This is a genomic window from Pseudomonas sp. JL2 (assembly GCF_031570495.1).
Lineage (GTDB): Bacteria > Pseudomonadota > Gammaproteobacteria > Pseudomonadales > Pseudomonadaceae > Aquipseudomonas > Aquipseudomonas rhizophila.
Genome location: NZ_JAKUDH010000004.1, coordinates 107,279 through 130,002, shown reverse-complemented (window position 1 = coordinate 130,002; position 22,724 = coordinate 107,279). Strand labels below are relative to the sequence as shown.

The 22,724-nt window shown below is 60.1% G+C and carries 20 protein-coding genes; 5 read left to right on the top strand and 15 right to left on the bottom strand.

Going from position 1 to position 22,724, the window contains the following annotated elements; translation table 11 throughout:
• Nucleotides 1-51: 51 nt before the first annotated feature.
• Complete coding sequence (locus tag MKS85_RS07895) at nt 52-810, bottom strand: SDR family NAD(P)-dependent oxidoreductase (RefSeq protein ID WP_034114552.1); 759 nt, start codon at nt 808-810, stop codon at nt 52-54.
• A gap of 51 nt (nt 811-861) precedes the next feature.
• Nucleotides 862-1,098: a ferredoxin gene (locus MKS85_RS07890; RefSeq protein ID WP_014338809.1), complete on the bottom strand. Its 237-nt coding sequence runs from the start codon at nt 1,096-1,098 to the stop codon at nt 862-864.
• Between the two features lie 352 nt (nt 1,099-1,450).
• Here MKS85_RS07890 and MKS85_RS07885 point away from each other — a divergent pair, with 352 nt between their 5' ends.
• The 4 genes from MKS85_RS07885 (at nt 1,451) to MKS85_RS07870 (ending at nt 5,238) form a co-directional block, all read left to right on the top strand.
• A complete protein-coding gene (locus MKS85_RS07885; protein ID WP_014338808.1) occupies nt 1,451-2,713 on the top strand; it encodes an MFS transporter in 1,263 nt (420 codons plus the stop codon).
• Between the two features lie 33 nt (nt 2,714-2,746).
• Entirely contained in the window at nt 2,747-3,067 is a 321-nt protein-coding gene (locus tag MKS85_RS07880; RefSeq protein WP_014338807.1) for a 2Fe-2S iron-sulfur cluster-binding protein, read from the top strand.
• Between the two features lie 20 nt (nt 3,068-3,087).
• A complete protein-coding gene (locus MKS85_RS07875; RefSeq protein ID WP_014338806.1) occupies nt 3,088-4,323 on the top strand; it encodes an NAD(P)/FAD-dependent oxidoreductase in 1,236 nt (411 codons plus the stop codon).
• Between the two features lie 81 nt (nt 4,324-4,404).
• Complete coding sequence (locus tag MKS85_RS07870) at nt 4,405-5,238, top strand: oxidoreductase (protein ID WP_047882654.1); 834 nt, start codon at nt 4,405-4,407, stop codon at nt 5,236-5,238.
• A gap of 56 nt (nt 5,239-5,294) precedes the next feature.
• On the opposite strand, the gene MKS85_RS07865 is transcribed toward MKS85_RS07870, so the two are convergent.
• The 5 genes from MKS85_RS07865 to MKS85_RS07845 form a co-directional block, all read right to left on the bottom strand.
• Nucleotides 5,295-5,645, bottom strand: coding sequence for a nuclear transport factor 2 family protein (locus MKS85_RS07865; protein WP_014338804.1), 351 nt, complete (start codon nt 5,643-5,645; stop codon nt 5,295-5,297).
• Between the two features lie 23 nt (nt 5,646-5,668).
• A complete protein-coding gene (locus MKS85_RS07860) occupies nt 5,669-6,970 on the bottom strand; it encodes an MFS transporter (protein WP_014338803.1) in 1,302 nt (433 codons plus the stop codon).
• Between the two features lie 45 nt (nt 6,971-7,015).
• Nucleotides 7,016-7,804 carry an SDR family NAD(P)-dependent oxidoreductase gene (locus MKS85_RS07855; RefSeq protein ID WP_014338802.1) on the bottom strand — a complete coding sequence of 263 codons (789 nt, stop codon included), beginning with the start codon at nt 7,802-7,804 and terminating at the stop codon, nt 7,016-7,018.
• 87 nt (nt 7,805-7,891) lie between these two features.
• Complete coding sequence (locus tag MKS85_RS07850) at nt 7,892-8,923, bottom strand: hypothetical protein (RefSeq protein ID WP_014338801.1); 1,032 nt, start codon at nt 8,921-8,923, stop codon at nt 7,892-7,894.
• A 50-nt stretch (nt 8,924-8,973) separates the two neighbouring features.
• Nucleotides 8,974-10,251 carry a cytochrome P450 gene (locus MKS85_RS07845; protein WP_014338800.1) on the bottom strand — a complete coding sequence of 426 codons (1,278 nt, stop codon included), beginning with the start codon at nt 10,249-10,251 and terminating at the stop codon, nt 8,974-8,976.
• Nucleotides 10,252-10,433: 182 nt separating this feature from the next.
• Here MKS85_RS07845 and MKS85_RS07840 point away from each other — a divergent pair, with 182 nt between their 5' ends.
• A complete protein-coding gene (locus tag MKS85_RS07840; protein WP_014338799.1) occupies nt 10,434-11,099 on the top strand; it encodes a TetR/AcrR family transcriptional regulator in 666 nt (221 codons plus the stop codon).
• Nucleotides 11,100-11,278: 179 nt separating this feature from the next.
• Here the strand turns inward: MKS85_RS07840 and MKS85_RS07835 are convergent, their stop codons facing one another.
• The 8 genes from MKS85_RS07835 to MKS85_RS07800 form a co-directional block, all read right to left on the bottom strand.
• Nucleotides 11,279-12,883 (bottom strand): NAD(P)/FAD-dependent oxidoreductase, encoded by a 1,605-nt coding sequence (locus MKS85_RS07835; protein WP_014338798.1) that lies wholly within the window; start codon nt 12,881-12,883, stop codon nt 11,279-11,281.
• 90 nt (nt 12,884-12,973) lie between these two features.
• On the bottom strand, nt 12,974-13,795 hold the full coding sequence (locus tag MKS85_RS07830; protein ID WP_014338797.1) for an SDR family NAD(P)-dependent oxidoreductase: 822 nt from the start codon (nt 13,793-13,795) through the stop codon (nt 12,974-12,976).
• A gap of 32 nt (nt 13,796-13,827) precedes the next feature.
• Nucleotides 13,828-14,646 (bottom strand): enoyl-CoA hydratase/isomerase family protein, encoded by an 819-nt coding sequence (locus MKS85_RS07825; protein ID WP_014338796.1) that lies wholly within the window; start codon nt 14,644-14,646, stop codon nt 13,828-13,830.
• Nucleotides 14,643-15,614, bottom strand: coding sequence for a lactoylglutathione lyase (locus tag MKS85_RS07820; protein ID WP_014338795.1), 972 nt, complete (start codon nt 15,612-15,614; stop codon nt 14,643-14,645). The genes MKS85_RS07825 and MKS85_RS07820 overlap by 4 nt, the downstream gene beginning before the upstream one ends.
• 47 nt (nt 15,615-15,661) lie before the next feature.
• Nucleotides 15,662-18,193: an RND family transporter gene (locus MKS85_RS07815; protein WP_014338794.1), complete on the bottom strand. Its 2,532-nt coding sequence runs from the start codon at nt 18,191-18,193 to the stop codon at nt 15,662-15,664.
• 35 nt (nt 18,194-18,228) lie between these two features.
• Nucleotides 18,229-19,359 carry a YCF48-related protein gene (locus MKS85_RS07810; RefSeq protein ID WP_014338793.1) on the bottom strand — a complete coding sequence of 377 codons (1,131 nt, stop codon included), beginning with the start codon at nt 19,357-19,359 and terminating at the stop codon, nt 18,229-18,231.
• 95 nt (nt 19,360-19,454) lie between these two features.
• Nucleotides 19,455-20,816, bottom strand: coding sequence for a DUF1329 domain-containing protein (locus MKS85_RS07805; RefSeq protein WP_039588653.1), 1,362 nt, complete (start codon nt 20,814-20,816; stop codon nt 19,455-19,457).
• 30 nt (nt 20,817-20,846) lie between these two features.
• The gene (locus MKS85_RS07800; RefSeq protein ID WP_014338791.1) at nt 20,847-22,508 is read right to left on the bottom strand and encodes a DUF1302 domain-containing protein; all 1,662 of its coding nucleotides are present in this window, start codon (nt 22,506-22,508) and stop codon (nt 20,847-20,849) included.
• Nucleotides 22,509-22,724: the final 216 nt, after the last annotated feature.

Below are 22,724 nucleotides of genomic sequence, written 5' to 3'. Positions count from 1 at the left end.
TTTTTATTGTTCGAGATGAAAGGTGCCTGCGGCACCCGCCCTGACGCCGCGCTAGACAGCCAGCAACCCACCGTCGATGACGAAGTCTGAACCGGTGATGAATGAGGCCTCATCCGAAGCGACAAATACCGCCATGGCCACCACTTCCTCAGGCTCGCCGGGGCGATCCATCAATACGCCGTCCAGCAGCATGGCGCGAATCTTCGGGTCTTCCAGAAACGGCCGGGTACCCGGGGTGGCGACAAATCCCGGACTCAAGCTGACCGCACGGATGCCGAACGGGGCGCCCTCCACCGCCAGCTGGCGAGTGAACGACACCACGGCCCCCTTTGCTGCCGAGTGGGCGCTGATGCCGGCGACTTTCGAGCCGCCCCAGGCTGCGGTGGACGATACGTTGATGATCACCCCGCGCTGCTCGGCCAGGTGGGGCCAGGCATACTTGGTGGTATAGAACAGCAGGTCGATTTCATTGCGCATGGTGTACTGCCAATCCTCGATCGACAGTTCGCTGACCAGTCCGAAACGAGCGGCGGAAGCATTGTTGTAGAGAATGTCGATGCGCCCATGTTCGGCGACGGCGGCATCGATCCAGGCCTGGGCCTGTTCATGATCGCCCAGGTCCACAGGCGCCGAGCCATACAGGGTATGGCCCTCGGCCCGCAGCAAGGCCGCCGTCTCCTCATGACCTTCGGCAACCACGTCGCAACCAACCACGATTGCGCCTTCGCGGGCAAAACGCAGCGCCGCCGCCCGGCCCTGGCCACCACCGGTACCGGTGATCAACGCCACTTTGTCTTGTAAACGTCCCATCAGCACACCCTCACCTCTGTGGTTATCACATTGCGGCAAACGTTCATGCCGTCAAACGGCTTCGTTTTCCGAGGTGATGGGTTCAAGCCAGATCGCCTCGGCGGGACAGGCGGCAGCGCCCTCACGGGCCTCCTCCTCCAACTCCGGGGGGATATGGGCGTCGTCGAAATACACCAGGCCATCGGCATCGAGCTTGTACAGGCTGGGGCAAATCGCGGCACATAAACCATAACCACAGCAGCGGCTACGGTCTACCACGGCTTTGAATTGCGCTTTTTCTGAACTCATTTTTTTCTCCTTATCAGGTTCAGCCTCGGCAAATTATGAACACTATTTTATTTTATGTGCAATTAATATTTGGCACGGCTATGCTGGCAGTCACCTGGGACGATCGCCGTGCCAGACAAAGATCCATGTGGGCGAACTTGCTCGCTCCCAGAGGCCCAGATTGGTCCGAAGGAGGCCCCCACGCAGGGAATTCGTTTGTCTATAAGTCAGATGGTTGGGCTGGACAAAGCGGAATTTTTGATTTTATTCTGAATAAAAAACCAGATTCTGTTCAAAGAATCTGCTGAGGGTGGATTCATTTCCCCCTTGTAGCAATGCTTGGCTCAACAAAACCTATAAGGAAGCCAACCCCATGCACCCGTCTACAAACCAAGCCGCAATCGATCCGCGCGAATTTCGACAGAGCTGGAAAATTCTCATTTTGTCCGTCGCCGGTGTTGCCATCAGCATCAATGCCGCCCTGCTCTATGGCTTCGGCACATTGGTCGTGCCGCTCGGCGATGCCTTTGGCTGGAGCAGAAGCGAGCTGCAGGCCTGCATCACCTTTCTGTTTGGCGGCGCCGTGGTGTCACTGCAACTGGTGGGTTGGTTCAACCTGCGCTATGGCATGAAGCGCGTCACGGTCATTTCCCTGCTGTTGTTGTCACTCGGCTACCTGGCGACAACCCAACTGACCCAATCGATCTGGTCGATGTACATCGCCTTTGCAGTGCTGCCGATCGTGGGCATGGGCGCACTGGCGGTGACCTGGACACAACTGTTGAGCCTTTGGTTTGACCGCAATCGCGGCCTGGCATTGGCCATCGGCCTGTCCGGCACCGGTCTCACCGCCGCCACTATTCCCCGGTTGATGGCATGGGGGATCGAACAATGGGACTGGCGCGCGGCCTTCGTGATTCTCGCCCTGCTCAACCTGCTGGTTTTGTTGCCTCTGATTCTGCTGTGGTTCAAGCTGCCCGCTGCGGCGGGTAGCCAAGACGACGGCCATGCACTGGAGCGATTGCCCGGCATGGGCTTTCGTGAGGGTATGGGCTCGCTGAAGTTCTGGACCTGCAACCTGGCGCTCAGCCTGGTGATTTCTTCGATCGTTGGCATGGTCACGAGCACCGTGCCCATGCTGCAATCCAGGGGGTTGTCCGCTGCGGATGCCGCCACCATTTTCAGCGGTTTTGGTATTTCGCTGATCTTCGGCCGGATGTTGATCGGCTATCTGCTCGATCGCCTGTGGCCACCGGCGGTGTCCGCGCTCAGCCTGGTGTTGCCCGCCGTCGGTTGTTTTATCTACCTGAGCCCCACCGCTGAATTTGCGCCGCTGATGCTGGCTGCCGTACTGATCGGCTTTGGCGCCGGGGCAGAATTCGATATTGCCGCCTTTTTGATTGCCCGCTACTTCGGCCTGCGCGAGTACGGTCGTCTGTTTGGCGTCCATCAGGGCTTGAATACCGTGGCTTCGGCGCTGGCGCCATTGCTTTTCGCCTACCTGCTGGCACGTACTGGTTCGTACACGGCAATGCTGGTGTACAGCGCCGCCTGTTGCCTGGTCGGTCCGCTGCTTTTACTGACCCTGGGACGCGTACCACGCTTCAATGCGCAACCACTTCCCAGCCAATCCTGAGCCCTCCCCCCACAACAAGAACCGGAGCAGAACATGCCCACATTGACGTTTATCGAACACAACGGCACCACCCATCAGGTCAAGGGCGACATCGGCCAATCGGTGATGCAAGCCGCGACCTTCGCCTCGGTGCCCGGTATTTCCGCCGACTGCGGTGGCGCCTGCAGTTGCGCTACTTGCCATACCTACGTGGACGAGGCCTGGCTGGGCAAGGTGCAAGCACCGCAAGGCATGGAAAGCGACATGCTCGAGTACGCCTTCGAACGCCGCGACAACAGCCGCTTGAGCTGCCAGTTGATCATCAGCCAAGAAATGGACGGCATGGTGCTGCACCTGCCGTCGTCGCAATTCTGAATGCACTTGAAGGAGCTCTCATGACCCTCGCCTCAGTCGTTATCGTCGGTGCCGGCCAGGCCGGCTTTCAGGTCGCTGCCTCCCTGCGTCAGGAAGGCTATGACGGGCGCATTACCCTGATCGGCGATGAACCAGGCCTGCCCTATCAGCGACCGCCGCTGTCCAAGGCCTATCTGCTCGGCAAAATCCAGGCGACCAATCTGCTGTTTCGCCCGGCGGACTTTTACGCCACCCAGCGTATTGAACTGCTACATGACCAGGTCAGCGCCATTGACCGCCAGAACCAACGGGTGATCCTGGCCTCGGGTGCGGCTGTCAGTTATGACCATCTGGTGTTGGCCACCGGTGCGCACAACCGTCCCCTGCCGGTTCCCGGCGCAGAGTTGGCGCAAGTGTTCGGTATCAAGACCAAAGCCGATGCCGATGCCCTGGCGCCGCTCGCGAAAGCAGCGCGAAACGTGGTGGTGATTGGGGCCGGGTTTATCGGCCTGGAGTTCGCGGCAGTGGCCGCTGCCTTGGGCGCCAGCGTGCACGTGTTGGAGCTGGGTGAGCGCCCCATGGCCCGTGCCGTGTCGCGGGAGATGTCTGCAGTGTTTCGCCAGGCCCATGAAGCCTGGGGCGTGCATTTTGACTTCCGCCAGGGCTTGAGCCGCATCGATGGCGACAACGGCAAGGTGTGCGCGGTGCAAACCGGTGACGGACGTGTTCTGCCCGCTGACCTGGTGGTCTTTGGTATCGGCGTGATCCCCAACGCGCAACTGGCGACCGAAGCAGGCCTGGACATCGAGAACGGCATCAAGGTAGACGCCAGCCTCCTGACTTCTGACCCGCGAATCTCCGCGGTGGGCGACGTCGCCAGTTTCCCTTGCCAGCAGAACGATGAACAACATACCCGCCTCGAGTCGGTGCAGAACGCCGTCGACCAGGCCCGCGCGGTCGTCGCGCGCTTGATGGGCAAGCCGGCGCCTTACAGCGCCCTGCCCTGGTTCTGGACCGATCAGGGGGACTTGAAGCTGCAGATTGCCGGGCTCTCCAATGGCTACGACAGCACCGTTGTCCTCGGCTCCGTCGACGAGAAACAAGTCTCTGTGCTGTGTTTCCGCAATGACCGCCTGGTGGCCGTGGAGTCTTGCAACCGCATGGGTGATCACATGGCCGCGCGCAAGATCCTCGCCCGCGCGCCCAAGCTGACGGCTGTCGAAGCCGCCGCTGACGGTTTCGACCTGAAGGCCTGGGAAGTGGCCAATCGCGACTGAGCACTGCGGACCTGTAAACCCGCAGCCGCGCCCGCCCCAAAGCTGACGCGGCTTTTTTTGCACAATGCCTGGAGCGATGCGATGAACAAAGTCTGGTTTATTACCGGTGCGGCCCGAGGCCTGGGTGCCGCCATTGCCAAGGCCGCGCTGACCGACGGCGACCGTGTGGTGGTCAGCGGCAGGCGCACCGACGCGCTGGAAAATGTCTTCGCCGAGTATGGCGAGCGCGTGCTGGCAGTGGCCCTGGATGTGACCGATGAAGCCCAGGCGCTTGCCGCCGCAGAGAAGGCCGTTGCGCGTTTTGGCCGAATTGATGTGCTGGTCAACAATGCCGGCTACGGGCAACTGGGGCCCTTTGAAGACAATTTCGCCAGCGACGCCGACAAGCAGTTCGCGACCAACGTGTTTGGTGTGTTCAACGTCTGCCGTGCCGTCTTACCCATCATGCGCCAGCAACGCAGCGGCCATATATTCAATCTGTCCTCGATGGGCGGCCTGGTGGGCATGGGCGGTGCGGCGCTGTATTGCGCGTCGAAATTTGCCGTGGAAGGTTTTTCCGAATCACTGGCCCTGGAGGTGGCGCCGTTCGGTATCAAGGTCACGCTGGTGGAACCCGGCGTTTTCCGTACCGACTTTCTCGACGCCAGTTCAGCGGTCTTCGGTGCAGGTGGGCTAGAGGATTACGCAACATTCACCGCCAAGGTCAAAAGCGCTTCGGCCGCCTACAACCACCGGCAAACCGGCAGCCCGACGAAACTGGGCAGCGCGCTGGTACAGCTGGCCAACAGTGCGCAGCCACCGTTGCGTTACCTGGCAGGCTCCGACGCTTATCAGCAAGTCCGCGACAAGCTCGACAAGATGCTCGTGCAAATCGAGCAGTGGCGGCCGCTGACCTGCTCCACCGATGGCGAATAACCGCAGGTGCGCATAGCCTTTCTTGACAAAAGCTGCACGCACCAGGGCGTCCACGGTTACTGGTTGATGAAATAACGCACAGACAACTTGCCGTCTTCGAATCGGTACAACTCGATCGTCTCGATGCCACCTTGCTGCTCGCGAAAGGCGTTCAGGTGATGACAGGCCGCCTCATTGCCATTGACGATGCACTGGCGCACCTCCACGCGAATCTTCGGCTGCTGTAGCGCCCACATGCCTTCCAACACCTGCCAGGCATCATGCAGGGGTTTGCCGACATATTCGATACTCAAGCCATTGGCCGAGACGCTGCGGTAATGGGCGAAAAAACCCTCTTTGTCGCCTTTATTCCAGCAGTCGATCTGGCCGTGCAGGAAGTGCTCGATTGCTTGTTTGTCCATGCTCATATCAGGTTCATCCTCAGGTGGGGTCAGGCGTGTTGTCCTTGCTGCGGGTTTTGTTGACGGGCCAGGAATGCCGGCTCCATCTTCAACCACAACAGAATGATCGGACCGATGATGGCGCAACAGAAACAGCACACCAGCACCGCCGAATAACTGCCGTACACGTCATAAAGATGACCGAACAGCATGGGCACCAGCCCGGAGACGATGGTAATCAGGCACAGGTGCAAACCAAAGATTCGCGCGTAGTCCTTCAGGCCGAAATAGCGGGCCATCAGGAAGGCCGCCAGATCGAATTCAGCCCCGGCACTGGCGCCAATGCACAGGGTGGCAAGGACCAGCAACGAGGTGTTCTGCGCCCCGCCCAAGAGGAAGATCGCACAACCCAGCGCCGGTAGCGCCAGGCTCACGGCCGCGACCACCGAAGGTGAATAGCGATCCAGCAGATAGCCCACCAACAAACGTCCGCCGATGATGGAAATACCAAAGCTGCTGAAAATCTGACTGGCCTGCTGGGGGCTCAAGCCCTTGCTTTGCAGCATCGGCACGAGGTTGGTGACCATGCCGACGGTCAACGACACCGACAATATCAACGCGACGTTGAAGCCCCAGTACATCCCTGAGCGCAAGGCTTGTCTGAACGACATGCCAGTCAGTTGCGCAAGCGCTTTCTGAGGCGTGGCATCAGCACTGGCGAGCGGTGCCGGCATGCGTAACCACATCAATGACAAAGGCAGGGTAAACAGCATCGGCATCGCCGCCAACGCAATGAACCCGGCCTGCCAGCCGTAGGCGGCAATCAACCGCGACAACAGCGGCGGCAGAATCATCGCCATCAAGCCGGTGCCACACAGGATCACGGCCAGCGCCAACCCACGATTACGCTCGAACCACAGGTTGACCAGTTGTGTCCAGGTAATCGCAATGGTGCCGGCGCAGATGATCGGCATGATGAAGAATGCCAGGTACAACCAGCCAATCGAGCCCTGGATCCGGGTGATGGCCAGGTAACCGACGATCTGCAGCACCATCGAAACAATCGCCACTCGGCGCAATCCGTAACGGCGATACAACCCACCCACCAACTGCGTGGAAATCGCCACACCAGCAAACAGAAAGGTGATCGAGGCCTGCAAGTCGCCACGACTCCAGCCGAACGCCTGCTCCAGCGGAATCACCAGGGTGCCGAAGGAATACAGCAACGCAGCGGAAATGCTCGTGCAGATGCCAAACAACCCCAGCAGGACAATGTGCCAGCCACGCTTGAACTCGGAGAAATCATTGCCGGCGTGGGCCGAGGTGGTGCTGTTGCGTGTATTTGTAGTCATGACCTGACTCCCAGCGCGGCCCGCCATTGCGGACGCGCGACATGATTAGTGGCCCTTGAGGATTTCTTCGACTTTGGGCAGCGCGACCATGGTGGCGCCTCCATCCACCAGCAGCGAGGTGCCAGTGATGTAGGAGGCCTCGTTGGAGGTCAGAAACAGTACGGCATTGGCAATGTCGGCGGACTCACCCAAACGCCCCACGGGAAAATGTGCCGCGAGTTTATGCGGCAGTTCATTGCCCAGGGTTTCCAGCATATGGTCAGTGCCGATCAGCCCGGGCTCGACAACATTGACCAGAATATTCATGGCGCCGAACTCCACCGCCAAGCCACGAGCGAAGGCGTTCATAAAGGCTTTGCTGGAGCTATAGGCAATCAGTCGAGGCGTATATTTGCGGTTGGCTTCGCCGGAGGAGATGAATATCAACCGGCCTTTATCGACCGCCCGGGACAGGTAAAAGGCGCTGTCCTTGGCCAGCCAGAACAACGACTGGATGTTGCTGCGCACGATGTGATCGAAGGTGTCATCGGCCATGTCGGCGATCAATCCGTGGCTCGTATCGGCCGCGCAATGCACCACGATATCCAGGCCGCCAAAACGCTCCACGCCACCTTCCACCATCGACTTGATCGCCTCGCGGTCGGCGATGTCGCCACCGACCAGACAGGCCTCACCGCCCAGGGCCTTGATCTGGCTGATCGTTTCTTCGCCGTATCGAGCGGTGCGTGCCGATACGACCACCTTGGCGCCCTCGCGGGCATAGGCCAGGGCAATGGCACGGCCCATGCCTCGACCGGCACCGGTGACCAGCACGACTTTGTCACGGAATTTCATTGCGGTTCCTCATTGTTGTTATTAGAAGAGGCTTTTGACGCAGCGCGCGCGCCGGGTAACCCATCGCAACCCGGCGCACCCGACCGACTACAGGTCCTTGCCTGGAACGTTACGGGCCGAGCCGTTACGTCGGTCCGATTCGCCCCAGCCCAGCCAGTGCGAAGGCTCACGGGTATCGCCCACCCGACGCCAGCGTCCTTCCTGCTGCGCCGTGATCGGGAAGCCACCGACGAAGTCGATCATCTCCCCCTTCTCGTCGGGCAGGAACTCCCACTCTTCCTGGCCTTCCAGGACAATTTTGGCCGACTTCAGGAAGTAACTGCCGTCCTTGTGCACGGTTTGCCCTTCGATATCGGTGGTGACCCGTACCTCGCCCTTTTCATTGTTGAAAATGGCGTAGCCCAAGTGGTCGTGACCGACCATGAAGGAACCGGTGTCCCAGCTGCCGTCTTTGTAAACGGTGACAAAGGACCACCAGATCACGTGCTTGTTGTTGTTCACCACCAGGTCTTTCTTGAAGTGAATAGCGCCGCCTTCGGCCATGTAGAACTGGTCCAGCGCCATGGCACCTTTCACCGCCCGCCCCTCGCAGACACCGGCGATGTCCCACAACTGCGAAACGTAGAAGGTGCCCCAGTCCACACCCGGCAAGTACCACTGCAGTCCCGGGCCGAGCAGACGCCCTTCCAGGTGAAACAGGCCTTCTTCCTTCCAGGTCAGGCGCTCGCTGCTGGCCGTGATTTCCCAACCATTACCGGGCTCACCCGGTTGGCTGGCCCAGCGTGCGACATCGCCTTCCAGGCTGTGCACGGGCAACGGCGTCAGGGCCTGCCGGGCCATTTTTTCGTGGTCCATGCGCAGGTTGACGTTGTCGACGTGGTTGTTCAGGTAGAAGAACTTGGTCGGGTTCGGGGTGCCATTGGGCGCCATCAGCGAACGCACGAATGAATAGATGTTGCCTTGTTCATCGCGCACCGACCCGAACGGGGAACTCTTGCTCAGGTGCAGCCCGAAGAAACCGCGTTCGGCGGACATCGAAGCCCCCGTGACCTTGTGCGGCCCGACCAGTTGTTGAAAGCCAAAATCACCGCGTTCCGGAATGGTCTTGAACGTTCTCATAATGCCCTCTGTTGTTTTTGTTGAGGCCTGGAGATGGCTCTTAGGCGTGGTTAGTCCCAGATCACCGGAAGCTTGGACACGCCGCGCAGTTGCGCCCCGCCGATCTGCGGGACAGGCTCGCTCGGGTCGAGGCGCAAATTGGGGAATAGATCGAGGATCGCGTTGACCGCGCAGCTGATTTCCACCTTGGCTACGAATTGACCGATGCACATGTGCGGGCCAAAGCCAAAACCAAAGGAGGGTTTTGGCTTGCGATCAATGTCGAATACATCGGGGTTTTCAAAAGCGTCTTCGTCGCGGTTGGCGGACACCACCATGCACTGGACAAACGAACCCTTGGGAATCTTCACGCCGTGAAACTCCACTTCTTTGGCGGTTTCACGCACCTTGAAGGTGGCGACCGGCTCGAAGCGGGTGGTTTCGTCCATCAGTTTACCGATCAGCGAGCGGTCGGCCTTGACGCGCTCCAGCAGGCCGGGCGTGGTCAGTAGCAAGGTCATCACCGAGCCGAACATGCGCGTGGTGGTTTCGCCAGCGGCCGGCAACAACGAGCGGGTGAAGGTGATCACTTCATGGTCATCCAGCGTGCGCCCTTCGTATTCGGCACGCAGCAAACGCCCGATCACATCATCGCCCTGGCTACCCTCGGCACGGCGTTGCACCACGACCTCGGCCAGCGCGTCGTACAGCCCTTTGACGGCGATGCCGGCCTGGCGGCGCGCTTCAGCCATTTTGCTCGGGTCAATCTGGTTGCCGCCGACAATGGCCAAGGCCCAGGCGGCGTATTGCTTGTACTTGGAGGGGTCATCCGAAGGGAAGCCCATCAAGGCGTACATGATGCGAATCGGCAGTTCGAGGCCGAACTTCATCAAGTCGGCCTTCTTCGCTGGCAGCATCGGCCGGATGTATTCTTCGCGAATCACTTGATCGATCTGCGGGCGCCATTTGTTCACGGTCTCCGGCATGAATGCCGGTTGCAGCAAGGCGCGGACCTTGCGGTGTTCGTCACCGTCCATGGCAAGAATGATCAGGCCATCGAAGAACGCGCCCAGACCTTCGGCAATGAATCCACTGGTGTAGGTCGCACCGTCGCGCAGGACGGTCATCACATCCTGGTACTTGAACAAGGCGAAGGTCGGGCGAGTGCCCTGCTGGGTCCCGGCATTGGTCGGAACGCCGAACTGGGTGATGAAGTCGCCTTCATAGATGGGCGATTTCAGCCGTTGCTCGCGGCACACCGCGTGAATATCCAGGTCGGTGCCGCGGTACATTTGCGATACGGCAGAATAAGCGGTTGCCAGGTCCAGTGCCGCGCTGTCGTTGTTCATCAGGGTCTCCCGTCTTGTTTTTATGGCTCTTGCACACCAAGATTGCCCGGCTGCTAACCTATGGTATGCGCTTGCATCCATACCGGTGGCCGGCTTCGTTTGACTTAGGGTCAAACGAAGGCCCACGGGAAAATGCTTCAAAGTATCAATAGCCTGCCCCATGCAGGCATGAGGAGTACGAGGTGGCGGTGAAGGCAGGAGAAGGTGGCGAACAGGGCAAGCGCAATACGATGAATCGCCTGCTCGCTGCTGCGCGCATGGAGTTCGCCAAAAAGGGCCTGGCCGGTGCGCGAGTGGAAGAAATTGCCCGGGATGCGGGCGTCACCAAGCAGTTGGTCTACCACTACTACAAGTCCAAGGAAGGGCTGTTTGTAGCGGTACTGGATGAGTCTTCGGACAACATCATGTCCGAGCTGGTCAACCTCAATGTCGAAGCGCTTCCACCACCGGAAGCGATGCGCGTCGTGCTCAACCATTTCTTCGATCAGTACCGCCTGGACCCCTTCCTTGGCAGCCTGGCGCTGGAGGGCATCCGCTACCACGATACCCACGAAACACCCCGTAACCATTTCCTGGAAATGGCGCCGAAACTGATCGCCAAACTCGACGCGATTCTGCTGCGCGGCGCTGCCAATGGTGATTTCCGTGGGGGTATCAACCCGCGCCTTTTGCTGGCCAGTGCATCTTTGGTGACCACTGGCTGGTTCACCAACCGCTATTCGATGTCGGCACTCGCCGGGTTGGACACCGACTCGGCCCAAGGCATGGCCATCTGGCGTCAGTACTCGGCGGACTTTGTCCTGGCGAGTATTTCACTGGGGGCAGAAAAGAACGCCGACAGCGTTTAAGGCTGTCGGCGCGTTTTCGCGAGCAGGCTCGCTCCCACAGGTTTACCCGCGTTACCTGAACATGATCTCTTTGTGGGAGCGAGCCTGCTCGCGAAGGGGCAAGCACTTGCACCATCATCGCCGCCTGACACACCACCTTCGCGAGCAGGCTCGCTCCCACAGGTTTATCTGTCGACGGTTCAGTTGCCTTTTTTACTCAGGTACTTGCTCACCCGCCTGGCCGCCAGCCGGCCGGCCATGCCATTGACTCCGCCGCCCGGGTGAATGCCGGCACTGCCCAAATACAATCCCGCCACCGGCAAGGTATCGCCTCCCAAGCCGTATGCCGGGCGCATGGTACTCGAGCGCATCGAGGTGGTGTCGATATGCACCACGCAGCCATTCACGGTGTTCAGGCGTTCGGTAAAGTCCGGGGCGGCCTCGATGCGTCGGCCAATCACTTGCCCTTCGATACCCTCGATATAGTCGTACAACTGTTCCTGCACCTGGTCGGCCACTCGCTCACGCAACGCGTCCCAGCCTTCGTTGGGGTTCACCGGCATCACGGGCGGGTAGATGTACAACACATCCTGGCCGGCTGGCGCCTGGGAGGGATCCGCGGCGCTTGGTGCGGCCACGGTGATATAGGGCAATTTGGGGACCTCGCCACGGGCGCAGGCGGCGAAGTTTTCCAGCACGGCCTCTTCGGTGCCGATCAACATCACGGTCTTGCGCAGATCCACACCGTCGCCGCGCGCGGCAGCGAAACGTGGCAGGGAAATCTGCCCACGCAAGGCGACATCCACTTTGAGCGGTCCCGAGCCCTTGCCGTTGGCCGGCGCCATGGCGATGCGGGTCAGCAGGTGTTGCGGGATCTCGCCGCGGGTGACCATGTCCAGCGCTGGCTTGGGATGACAACCGGCAATGACTGCACGGGCCGTGAACTCGCGACCGTCGGCCAGCTTCACGCCTTTGACCTGACCTTGCCTGGCGACGATTTCACTGACGCTGGCCGATACCAGCACCTGGCCGCCCAACTCTTCCAATCGAGCCTGCATGGCATTGCTCAACTGCTGCATACCCCCCATCACCCGGCCCACGCCAAAACGATGGAGGAAACCGAGCAAGGCGTAATAGATGCCACCGCCATCGGCGCTGATATCGCCCGCCAGGCCGGTGAGTGCGCACATCGCAGAAAGGGTCACCGGATGCTCGAAGCGCTCACGGGCCGCCTGCAACGCAGAGCCCGTCATCAGCGCCATCAGCTCGGGTTTCAAGGCTTTGTGCTTAAGCGCGGTGCCGAGCATTTTCAGCTTCACGCCCAGGTTGGTTTTCGCCGGGTCGACCCGCATCATCGGCAGCGCGATATCGAGGAACATGTCGATGACCTTCATGAACTGGAGAAACGCCTCGGCGTCCTTGCTGCTGAAGCGGCGTATCTCGGCAGCGGTTTTCTCACGGTCACGCCAGAAAATCAGCGACTGCCCATCCGGGTGGAGGTAGACATACCCCGGCGCGAGCTCCACCGATTTGAAGCCGTGGCGCTCCAGTCCCAATTCCAGCGGCACATGGGAATGCACACGCATCGACATCATGTCCAAGGCACAGGGGTGTACCAGATGCTGCGGCGCTTCGGGTATCAGGTAGCCAGACGAGGCCATCCCGCCAACCTTGTCCAACGCCTCAAGGACCAACACTTTTTTGCCTTCCATGCCCAAGTAACAGCCCGCTGACAGGCCGTTGGTACCCCCACCGACCACGATTACATCGAAATCAGTGTTTCTCTCAATTTGGTTCTGGTTCATTACAGGCTTCCAATGTCGAAATACAAGCACGGCGGCTGTAGCGGCGAAGATCAGCCTCGGCGCACTGCGTAGAGGGCGCCGAGGCAAGCGTTACATGCCGGTGCGGCCCATCTGCGCAAAGAGCGCGCGCATCGCCACCAGGGATGGCGTGTGGCTGCTGAAACCACCGTCGGCGACCAGTGTGGTGCCGGTGACAAAGGCGGATTCATCACTGGCCAGGAATGCCACGACATCGGCGATCTGCCGGGGTGTGCCCAGCTCGGCGGTGCAGTGGTTGTCGCGCAGAATGTCGAGCACCGGTTCAGGCATGGCGTGCTCCGAAGGCGCCAGGCCGATCTGCACGGCGTTACCACGAATACCTTGCTTGCCGTACTGCGAAGCCACCATGCGCGGCAGCATCATCAGCCCCGCCTTGGAGGTGGCGTAGCCGGTCAGGGACATATCGCCCTGCATGCCCAGGCCTGAAGTGGCAAAGATAATCGAGCCCTTGCCGTTCTCCAGCATGACCGGGATCACATGCTTGGTGCACAGCACCGCGCCCCGCAAGTTGACGGCGATGGCGCGATCCCAGGCCTGCATATCGAGGTTGACGAAGTCACGGTCCAACTGACGTTGCTCGGCATTCAGGATCGCCGCGTTGTTGTGCAGGATGTCGACACGGCCAAAACGCTGTTTCACCTGGGCGACCATCGCCCGCACGTCGTCTTCCGAGGACACGTCCGTAGCGATCGCCAAGGCTTGATGACCCGCAGCCAGCAGCGACTCGGCAACGGCCGTCGCGCCCTCGAAGTTGATATCGACCACTGCGATACTTGCACCATGCGACGCCAGTACCCGGGCGCACTCAGCGCCCAGGCCGCCACCGGAACCGGTAATAATGGCCACTCGCCCTGCCAGTTTTCCTGTGCTCATGTCCTGTTCCTTATTGTTTTTTGGGTGACGCTTTACTCGCCGGTAAAGCGCGGTTCGCGCCGCTCGCTGAACGCCTGGGCCGCTTCGCGGGCATCCTTGGTCGGGGCCAGCAAGGCGAACAGATCGAGCTCCAAGTCCAGGCCGCGCTTGAGATCCATGTCCAGCGCCGCCCGGGCCGCCTGTTTGACAAAGGCCGACGCGGTGGGTGGTTTGCTGGCGATGCGCTGAGCAAAGGCCCGTACTTCGTCCAGCAGGCTGGCGTTGTCACTGGCCAGGCGGCTGACCAGGCCAATGCGCTGCGCGTGTTCGGCACCCACCCGGTCACCGGTAAGCAACATGTCCAATGCCTGACCCGGCGCCACCACACGGGAAAGTCGTTGCGTGCCGCCGCCACCGGGAATCAGGCCCAGGCCGGTTTCCGGCAGGGCGAACACGGCATCGGGCGCGGCGAAACGGATGTCACACGCCAATACCAGCTCCAGCCCACCGCCCATGCAGTAGCCATGGATGGCGGCAATCACGGGTTTGCCGATGCCATCCAGCGCTTCGATCCAGCGCACCTTTTCCATGCGCTGGCGCACTTGCAGGCTCGACTCCGGACCGCGACGTTCCTTGATATCGGCGCCCGCACAAAAGCCTCGCTCGCCTTCCCCGCGAATCACGATCACACGAATTTCCGGGTCTTGTTGCAACAACGCCAATGCTTGCGGCACGCCCTGGCGAATGTCGTCGTTGATGGCGTTGATCTGCCGGGGCCGGGTCAGTACCACCCAGCCCACCATGGCCTCCCGCTCCAGGCGCACGGCATCGTTGATCAGCACGCAAGACGGCTGGTTCTGCGCCGGGCTCATGCAGAGCACTCCTCGAACTCGAAGACTTGGCCATCGAGTTCCTGCGGATCGACCTTGATCAACGCACGGCCACCCACGGCCGCCGAGGATTCGATCCACTGGAACCGAGTGCCGCGCGCTCGCAAGTCCTCGGCTTTGGCGGCCAGGTCGTTGACACCGATGCGGATGTAGTACGGACCCGGGCCCCAATTATTGACGTAGTGGCCGGCGTCGGTGTTCCAGTAGGTAGCCTCGAGCACATCGAGGGTGGCGCTGTTGGGCACTGTGAAGCCCATCCGCGCACGGCGGTAACCTTCACTACCGATGGTCTCTACCGGGCCGCTCGGCTCCCAGTCGAGGTTGGTCGATACCTTGCGCAGGGTTTCATCGAGGTCGCGTACCAGGAAGCCACGGGCGGTGACGCGCACCATGTCGCCGGGCTTGAGATCGCGCGGTTGCATCGGTGGCAGCTGGTAGGTTTCCGGCGGCATCTGCAAAGGCTCGGTCGGCATGATTTCAATGCACAAGCCGCCGTCCACGGAGGGTTGGTAATACGGTTGCTCGGGGGTCGCCCCCAGCCATAGGCGATCGAACGGCATTTCCGGGGTGCGCTGCGCCATGCGGAATGGCAAGCGACGACGCATCAGTTTGTCCACCAGCGCGTCGAACTTGTCCCCATGCAGCGCCAGCACGATGGAGTGGGTAAGCATGGGCCGGTGGTGGCCCTGGAAATCCTTGAGGCTTTCCAGGAAATCATGAAACAGCGGGTCACCGGGGTTCGGCCGATCCAGGTGCCACTGCGGTTCGATGCGCGTCGGCGACACCGCCAGGGATTTGTGTACCCGCAGAAAATGCGCGATGTACGGGTGATTATCGAACGCCTGGCGCCAGCGCTCGTGTTTGTAGATCCCGAGCTTGTCGACCAACATTTGCGTCATGCCGTCCGGGTCTGGAACCATCATGTCGGCACTCATCAATAACTCGAACATCTTTATCTCCTTGCAATTGCCAGCCAGGGCCTGGGCCCGGCCATTAGTCAGCGGGCACGCCGGGGTAAGGCGAGCTCAGTCAATGAGTGTGTTGGTGCACTGGTCGCGGCCTTACGCGGTTCCTGCTGCGCGCGGGCGTCTTCAAGGTCAAGCGTCACTCCGGCCTTGGAGTTGCCCTTGGGGTTGAGCAGGTAATGTGACAGGGCCGGGATCAACACCAGCGCACCGAGCATGTTCCACAGGAACATGAAGGTCAGCAGAATGCCCATGTCCGCCTGGAACTTGATCGGCGACCAGGCCCAGGTAATCACCCCCGCGGCCATGGTCAGGCCCACCAGGGCGACGACACGGCCAGTGAAATCCAGCGAGCGGCGATAAGCGACAGCCAGGCTGCCACCTCGCGCCTGCACCGCCAGTTGCACGCTCAGCAGGTACAACGCGTAATCGACACCGACCCCGACACCCACGGCGATGACCGGCAAGGTGGCCACTTTCAGGCCGATGCCCAACCAGACCATTAGCGCCTTGCAGATGATCGTGGTCATCAGCAGCGGAATCAGCGCCACCAGCGTTGCACGCCAACTGCGGAACGTCAGCAGGCAGAGCAAGGCCGTGGCGCCATACACAGCCAGGTACATCGTGATGATGCCCTTCTCAACCTCGATGTTGGTGGCGGCCTCGATGCCGGCGTTACCCGCGGCCAGCAGGAATTCCACCGGCTGCTCGGCGCCGGCGGCGGTGTTGTTTTCCTTGGCGAACGCCTCGGAGACCTTCAATACCCGGCTCAGGGTATCGGCCTTGTGGTCTGCCAGGTAGGCAATCAATGGCGTCACCGAGCATTGCTGGTTGGTGATGCCGGGGGCGGAAATCATCGCCGCGTCCACCGCCGAGTTGGTGATCGCCTGGTCACGGCTGATGCTCAACCATTTCGGGCTGCCTTCGGCCATGCCGGAGCTGATCATCCGCACGGTTTCGGCCAGCGATTGGGTGGTTTGCACGCCCGGCGTCTGGCGCAGGCGCCAGGCCAGTTTGTCCATGCTTTGCAGCGACTGGTACAGACGGCAGCTGTCTTCGTTGGTCTTCATGATGACCACGAACTGGTCACTGGAAAGTCCGTAATGGCTGGTGATGTAGGCGTTGTCACGGTTATAGCGTGAGTCCGCGCGCAACTCGGGTGCACCGGGGTCCAGGTCGCCCACCTTGAGATGCATCATCACCACGCTGCCCAGCAGGGTCACCAACAGCGACAAGGCAATGACTGCCGTGGCCGCCGGCCGTTCGGTGAAGCGGTCGAGACCACGCCAGATATGCCCAAGCAAACCTCGGCTGGCTTCATCGGCCTGGTCTTTGGCGATGGCGATACGCGCGGCTTTTTCACTCACACCCAGGTATGACAGCGCCACCGGAATCAGCAGCAGCTTGGTGAAAATCAACACCGCCACACCGATGCTGGTGGTCAGGGCCAGGTCGCGGATCACCGGGATATCAATGATCACCAGCACGGCAAAACCGACGATATTGGTCAGTAGCGCGGTAAGGCCGGTGAGGAACAAACGGCGGAAGGTGTATCGCGCGGCCACATACTTATGAGTGCCCCGGCCAATATCCTGGAGGATGCCGTTCATCTTCTGCGTGCCATGGGAAATGCCGATGGCAAAAATCAGGAACGGCACCAGAATCGAATACGGATCCAGCTCGTAGCCGAGGATCTGCATCAAACCCAACAGCCACACCACACCGGCCACCGCCACGCTCACCAGCAACAGGGTGCTGCGCAGGCAGCGGGTATAGCAGTAGACGAACAGGCCGGCGATCACCACCGAGGTGCCAAAGAACAGCATCACCGAATACAGGCCGTCGATCAGGTCACCGACCAGCTTGCTGAAACCGACAATGTGAATGCCCACCTTGTCGCTTTCCAGCGAGCGAATCTGTGCTTCCAGTTGCTTGGAAAAATCACCGTAGTCCAGGGGTTTCCCGGTCTGCGGATGAGTATCGAGCAGTGGCGCGACAATCATGCTCGACCGGCCGTCGTTGGCCACCAGGTTGCCGATAATGCCGGCGCGCATGATGTTGCGGCGCAGCGCCTTTATCGACTTGTCGCTGCCGTCGTAATCGGCTGGCATCACCGCACCGCCATCGATGCCCTCCTCCGTCACTTCTTTCCAGCGAACGATGGGCATCCACAGCGACTTCATCCAGGAACGGTCGATACCCGGAATCAGGTACAGGGTGTCGTTGACCTTCTGCAGGGCCAGCAAGTAGTCAGCGTCGTAGATGTCACCGGTCTTGTTTTCCACCACCACGCGAATGCTGTTGCCCAGGCCTGGTAACTGGTTTTTATAGGCCAGGTAATTCTTGATGTACGGGCTGGAGCTGGGAATCATTTTCTCGAAGCTGGCATTCACCTGCAGCTGGGTAGCAAAGAAGCCCAGCACGACCGTGGCGAGCAAGCAGGCAACGATGACGACCATGCGATGACGGAAAATGACCCGTTCAAACCAGCCACCGGAGTGCTTGTCAAAGTCCTCCAGGTTGGCAATCACTGGCATCCCGCTGTTGAATTTTTGCTCGACCATTTTTTCTTTCTCGTAGGGGAATCGTGCCGGCGGCGTTAGTTGGCCGGGGCGATATCGATGACCTTCGCGCCGCTGAAGCGCGTGACGACCAGGCTCCCAGCCTGTTTGGTGGCGGTGGCTGCATACACCTCGCCTACCCGCGCATCGGTCAACGGGCTGACCTGCAAACTCTGCCGATCGACACTGACCAATTGCCCCCCCTGGCTTACGACGATCAAGGCGTTGCCCTGCTCGACGATACTGACCAGGCTGCTATTGAGCCGGGTCTCCACGGGCTGCCACTGCTGGCCGTCATCACGGCTGGCCAACAGATTGCCGCGCAGTCCGTAAGCCAGCAGTAGATGATCGAAGGCACGAACGCCAAAGTAGGTACCGGTATAGGGCGTATCGATTTTCACGAAACGCTGTTGCTGACCGTCCAGGCGCAACAACAGGCCCTGTTCACCCGCGATATAAAAAGCGCCAGCGTGCTGCGCCAGGCCATACAGGTGCATGCGTCGATCGTTGTCGCTGCGCTCGATCCATGGTTCCCAGCTCTGGCCGTTATCAGCGCTGTGCAACAACATGCCGAAGGCCCCCACGACAAACCCGCTGCCGTGTTCATTGAACATCACATCCAGAAACGGTGCGGCCAACACGTCCGGCGTCGCCGAAGTGCTGGCGGCCATGGCAACCTCCCTGAGCACCAGGGCTGCGGCTTCATCGCCTTTTTCGGCCCGCGGGCCGTAGTAGGCGTTGAGCAACGTCAACAGGCGGCGCCCGTCAAGTTGCACCTGCCAGCTGTCGCCGCCATCGGTGGTGCGCATGACCAAGGCATCGTGACCGACGACCCAGCCATTGCGCTCATCGCGAAAGCGTACTTGCACCAGATCGCTGGAAACCGGGCTGTCGACCTGCCGCCAGGTCCGGCCGTCATCGGTGGAACGCTGGATCAGCCCGTGCAGACCGACGCCGATCATCGCGTTGCCAGCCCTGGCGACCGACAGCAAGGGTGCGGGCAGACGTTCATCCACCCGCTGCGCCGGCACGTCCAGCGAGTCGGCGGAGGACGCGACCGCGCTATAGGCAGGCGTCGTCACCCACGGACTCGCACCGACGATCAGCGCGACAGCCAGCAGCAGGCGCGTCGTGGAGCGGAAAAAAGAAGCAGGGCAAGGGCCAGTCATTATTTTTATTCCTTAACCATCCCACGTGGCGAACCCACCCGCTCTGCCTGCCAGGCTTGATGCGCAAACCGGCACGCAGAACAGGCGAGATCACGTCAGCGCTGAGTCACCCGGGCCACAATGGCTTCAGGGTTCATGTCACGCTCGGAAAGTGGTTTGTCGACGAATTTGTAGCCGCCCTTCAAACCATCGTTGAGCAACGCATACATGCCTTTGTTGAAGTCATAAACGACGTTCTTCACGTTGTAGGGGATGTTCTTGTCGTAGAGCTGGACACCGCTGAGGAAGATCGAGCGATACAAGGCGCCGCTCTTGTCCCAGGCGTCATACAGGCCTACGCCGAAGGTATCTTCATCCAGATAGTAGGTGCGCTTGCTGTAGACGTGACGCATGCCCGGCTTCAACGTCGCCTCGACGACCCAGACCCGATGCAGTTCCCAACGCTCGTTCGCCGGATTGGCGTGGTGCGGCATGAACTGATCTTCCTGCTTGCCAACGCCGAAATAGAACTTGTAGGCGTTGTAAGGGATGTACATCTCCTTGCGGCCGACCAGTTTGTAGTCGAACCGGTCCTGGCTGCCGGAGAACATTTGCAGCTCGTCGAACAGCGTCACACCGCCCTGGCTGGCGACCGGCGTGTCGAAGGCGAATTCCGGCGCCAGTTTTACCCGGCGCTGGCCTGGGGAATAACTGAACGAACGACGCGCCTTGGCCAACGGATCGAGGAAGTCGGTCAGTACCACCACTTCACCAGAACGTCGCGCCGGATAGTCATTGCGCGAGAACACCCGGGCATACATCAATGGGTCGCGATCCTGCTGAGTCACCTGGTAATAAGGGGTTTCCTCGAAGGTCGCCTGTTCAGCGGTCTTGGTAATCGAGCCGTTCGCATCGACTACCCAGCTATTGGAAGAAGACGTGGTCGAGTAGCCGGTGCCGATCTTGTAACGCACCTGCTGGTTCCACATCACTTCGTTGCCGGTTTTCGGAATCGGGAACGGCAAGCCGCCACGGCAGGCCGGATCGACTGCCAACCCGTCCTTTTGGATCTGACAGCTGGTGGCGTTGCGCACGGTGGCGTCAAGTACCGCCTGAGGATAGGCCGCCGTACGGTGGCTTGGGTAAACGTCGATGTAGTAGGTCGGGTATTTCTTGATCAGGGCCTTTTGCCCTTCACTGAGCTTGTCCCCGTACTGGTCAACGTTTTTGGCATCAATGCGAAACAGTGGTTTCTCGTCCTTGAACGGGTCGACCCAGAACCCGCTATCCGCTACGAAGCCGGCCGGTGCCTTGGTCAAGCCGCCATCATAGGCAGGAATCGTACCTTCGGCGTTACCTGCCTTGATCGCCCCGAACGGGGTAAGGCTTTTGCCCAGTTCCGAGGCGTCACCGCCTGCCGCCAGGGTGTAGGTCGCCATGCTCATCAGGGCAATGGATAGGGCAAGTTGTCGTTTCATGAACACATTCTCCGATTCTTGTTGTATTTGTCAGAAGGAGGTCTTGAAGGTAAACGCCAGCCAGCCGCGGTCGGTGCCGCCCACGGGCCCGTTACCCGCCACGGTCCCGTTCGCCAGGTGCTTGGGTTGAGCCCGGGTGTCGGCATAGCGCAACCCGAACTCATAGAGTTGCGCGTAAGTTGCCTTCAGCCCGATCGAATAGGACAGCGCTCCCTCGTTCCCACCACCGGCAGTCGGTGCGTTGCCATGCAGACCGTAGTTGACGGTCAATGGAACATCCAGATCCCAGGACGGAAAGATGGAAATGTACTGTGGCGTATAGTTGACGGCGACGGCGTAGTAGTTCTTCGACGAACAGCCATCGGCTTCGCTGCCCGAATCAGGAATGCCGGGAGTCCTGGCATTGGTACAGGCCGCCGTACCGACGCCCTTGTACAGTTCTTCGTGTTCGGTCACCCGTTGCAAATGACTGTAGGCGAACTCACCGACCAGCGTGGCGTTGTCCGAAATGAAGTTACGCGGTACGCCGTAGACAGCGTTGGCGATGAAGTGGATCGTATCGCCGCGAGGGCCTTCATCATCCAGGGCACTGACACCGGTGGCATTCAACGCGCCGCCCATGCGATAGGACAACTCGGTCCCTACCGCCACGGTGTTGAAGACCCGGGCAAAACTGACACCAGCGAGTTTCACGCCGCGTGGGTAGACCACCCGATAGGAGCCCGATGCCGCTTTGACCTGCGGTGCCAGCCAAGGCTGGTAGTCATCGAACTGACGATAGTAGGCGCCAAAGGTCGATTCGATTTCTTCGACGTTGAGCTTACCCATCACGCCCCAGTTCTTGCCGTCACGCCCGAAGCGCGAATCCTGACGCTGCAACGTTGCCCCATTGGCAGCCACCGGCAATTGGTCCGGACCTTCGAACAGAGGGTCGGCGCCACCGAAATAGGTGCCGCCGAATGGAATCCGGGTCGGTTCCCATTCATAGAAGTACTGAGCGGCAAGGGAGAGTCGGTCGGTGACCTGCGCTTTGGCCGACACTTGTCCGACGGGCAGGAACACTTCCTTGGTTTCGATACCTGGGCTGGTTGACGCCTTCACGCCATCGCTCGGGGCTTGCGAGTAAGACACGGAGTGGGCGCCGAAGAGCAGGCCCTCGCCCCAATAGTTGGTATGGCGACCGACTTTCACGTTGACTGGCGTGTCGCCGATGTTGAAGTTGCGCCAGACGAACGCATCGAGGATCTCGCCCGACGGTCCGTTCATGTAGCGATCCACTTCATCGCTGTACTTATTGTTGTGATAGCTGGTCGCGTAGCCGGGAATGTTACTGGTCACCGAGTCGTCGTGATAAGCCTGGTCAAACCAGGCGGCGGCACTGAGTCGCCCTCCCCATTCGTTGAGGTAGGAAAGGTCGAACTCACTCAACAGATCGAGGCGATTTGTCACGATATCGCCTTTATCGAACTTGCCGTCCGACTCGTCGTAGTTCGGCGTGTTCATGATGTGGCTGTCTTGACTGTCGGTGCGCATCCCGAGGTTGTAACGGACCGTATTGTCCCAACGCACACGGTAGTCCGGGTTCGACATGTCGAACGAGGCCGCCATCGAAACCTGTGCGCCGCCAACCATCAACAGTGTCAGCGCACCTTGAGTCAGCACCCGCCGACCCTGTTTGGTCTTCTCTTTCATACACACTACCTTTTATTTTTATTTTCAGTCGTTTAGTGCGTTCAAACAGTCCTTCCAACAATCTGCGAAACCTCACAGGATCGTTGCAAGTCCCGCCTGGACAGTCCGCTCACGGAGGCCTGGCACGCTCCAGGACCGCTTCCCTCCTCAGCTGAAGTTACCGTAACGGATAAGAACCAAAAATTCCACATAAAGATTTCAATTCTATATACAGAA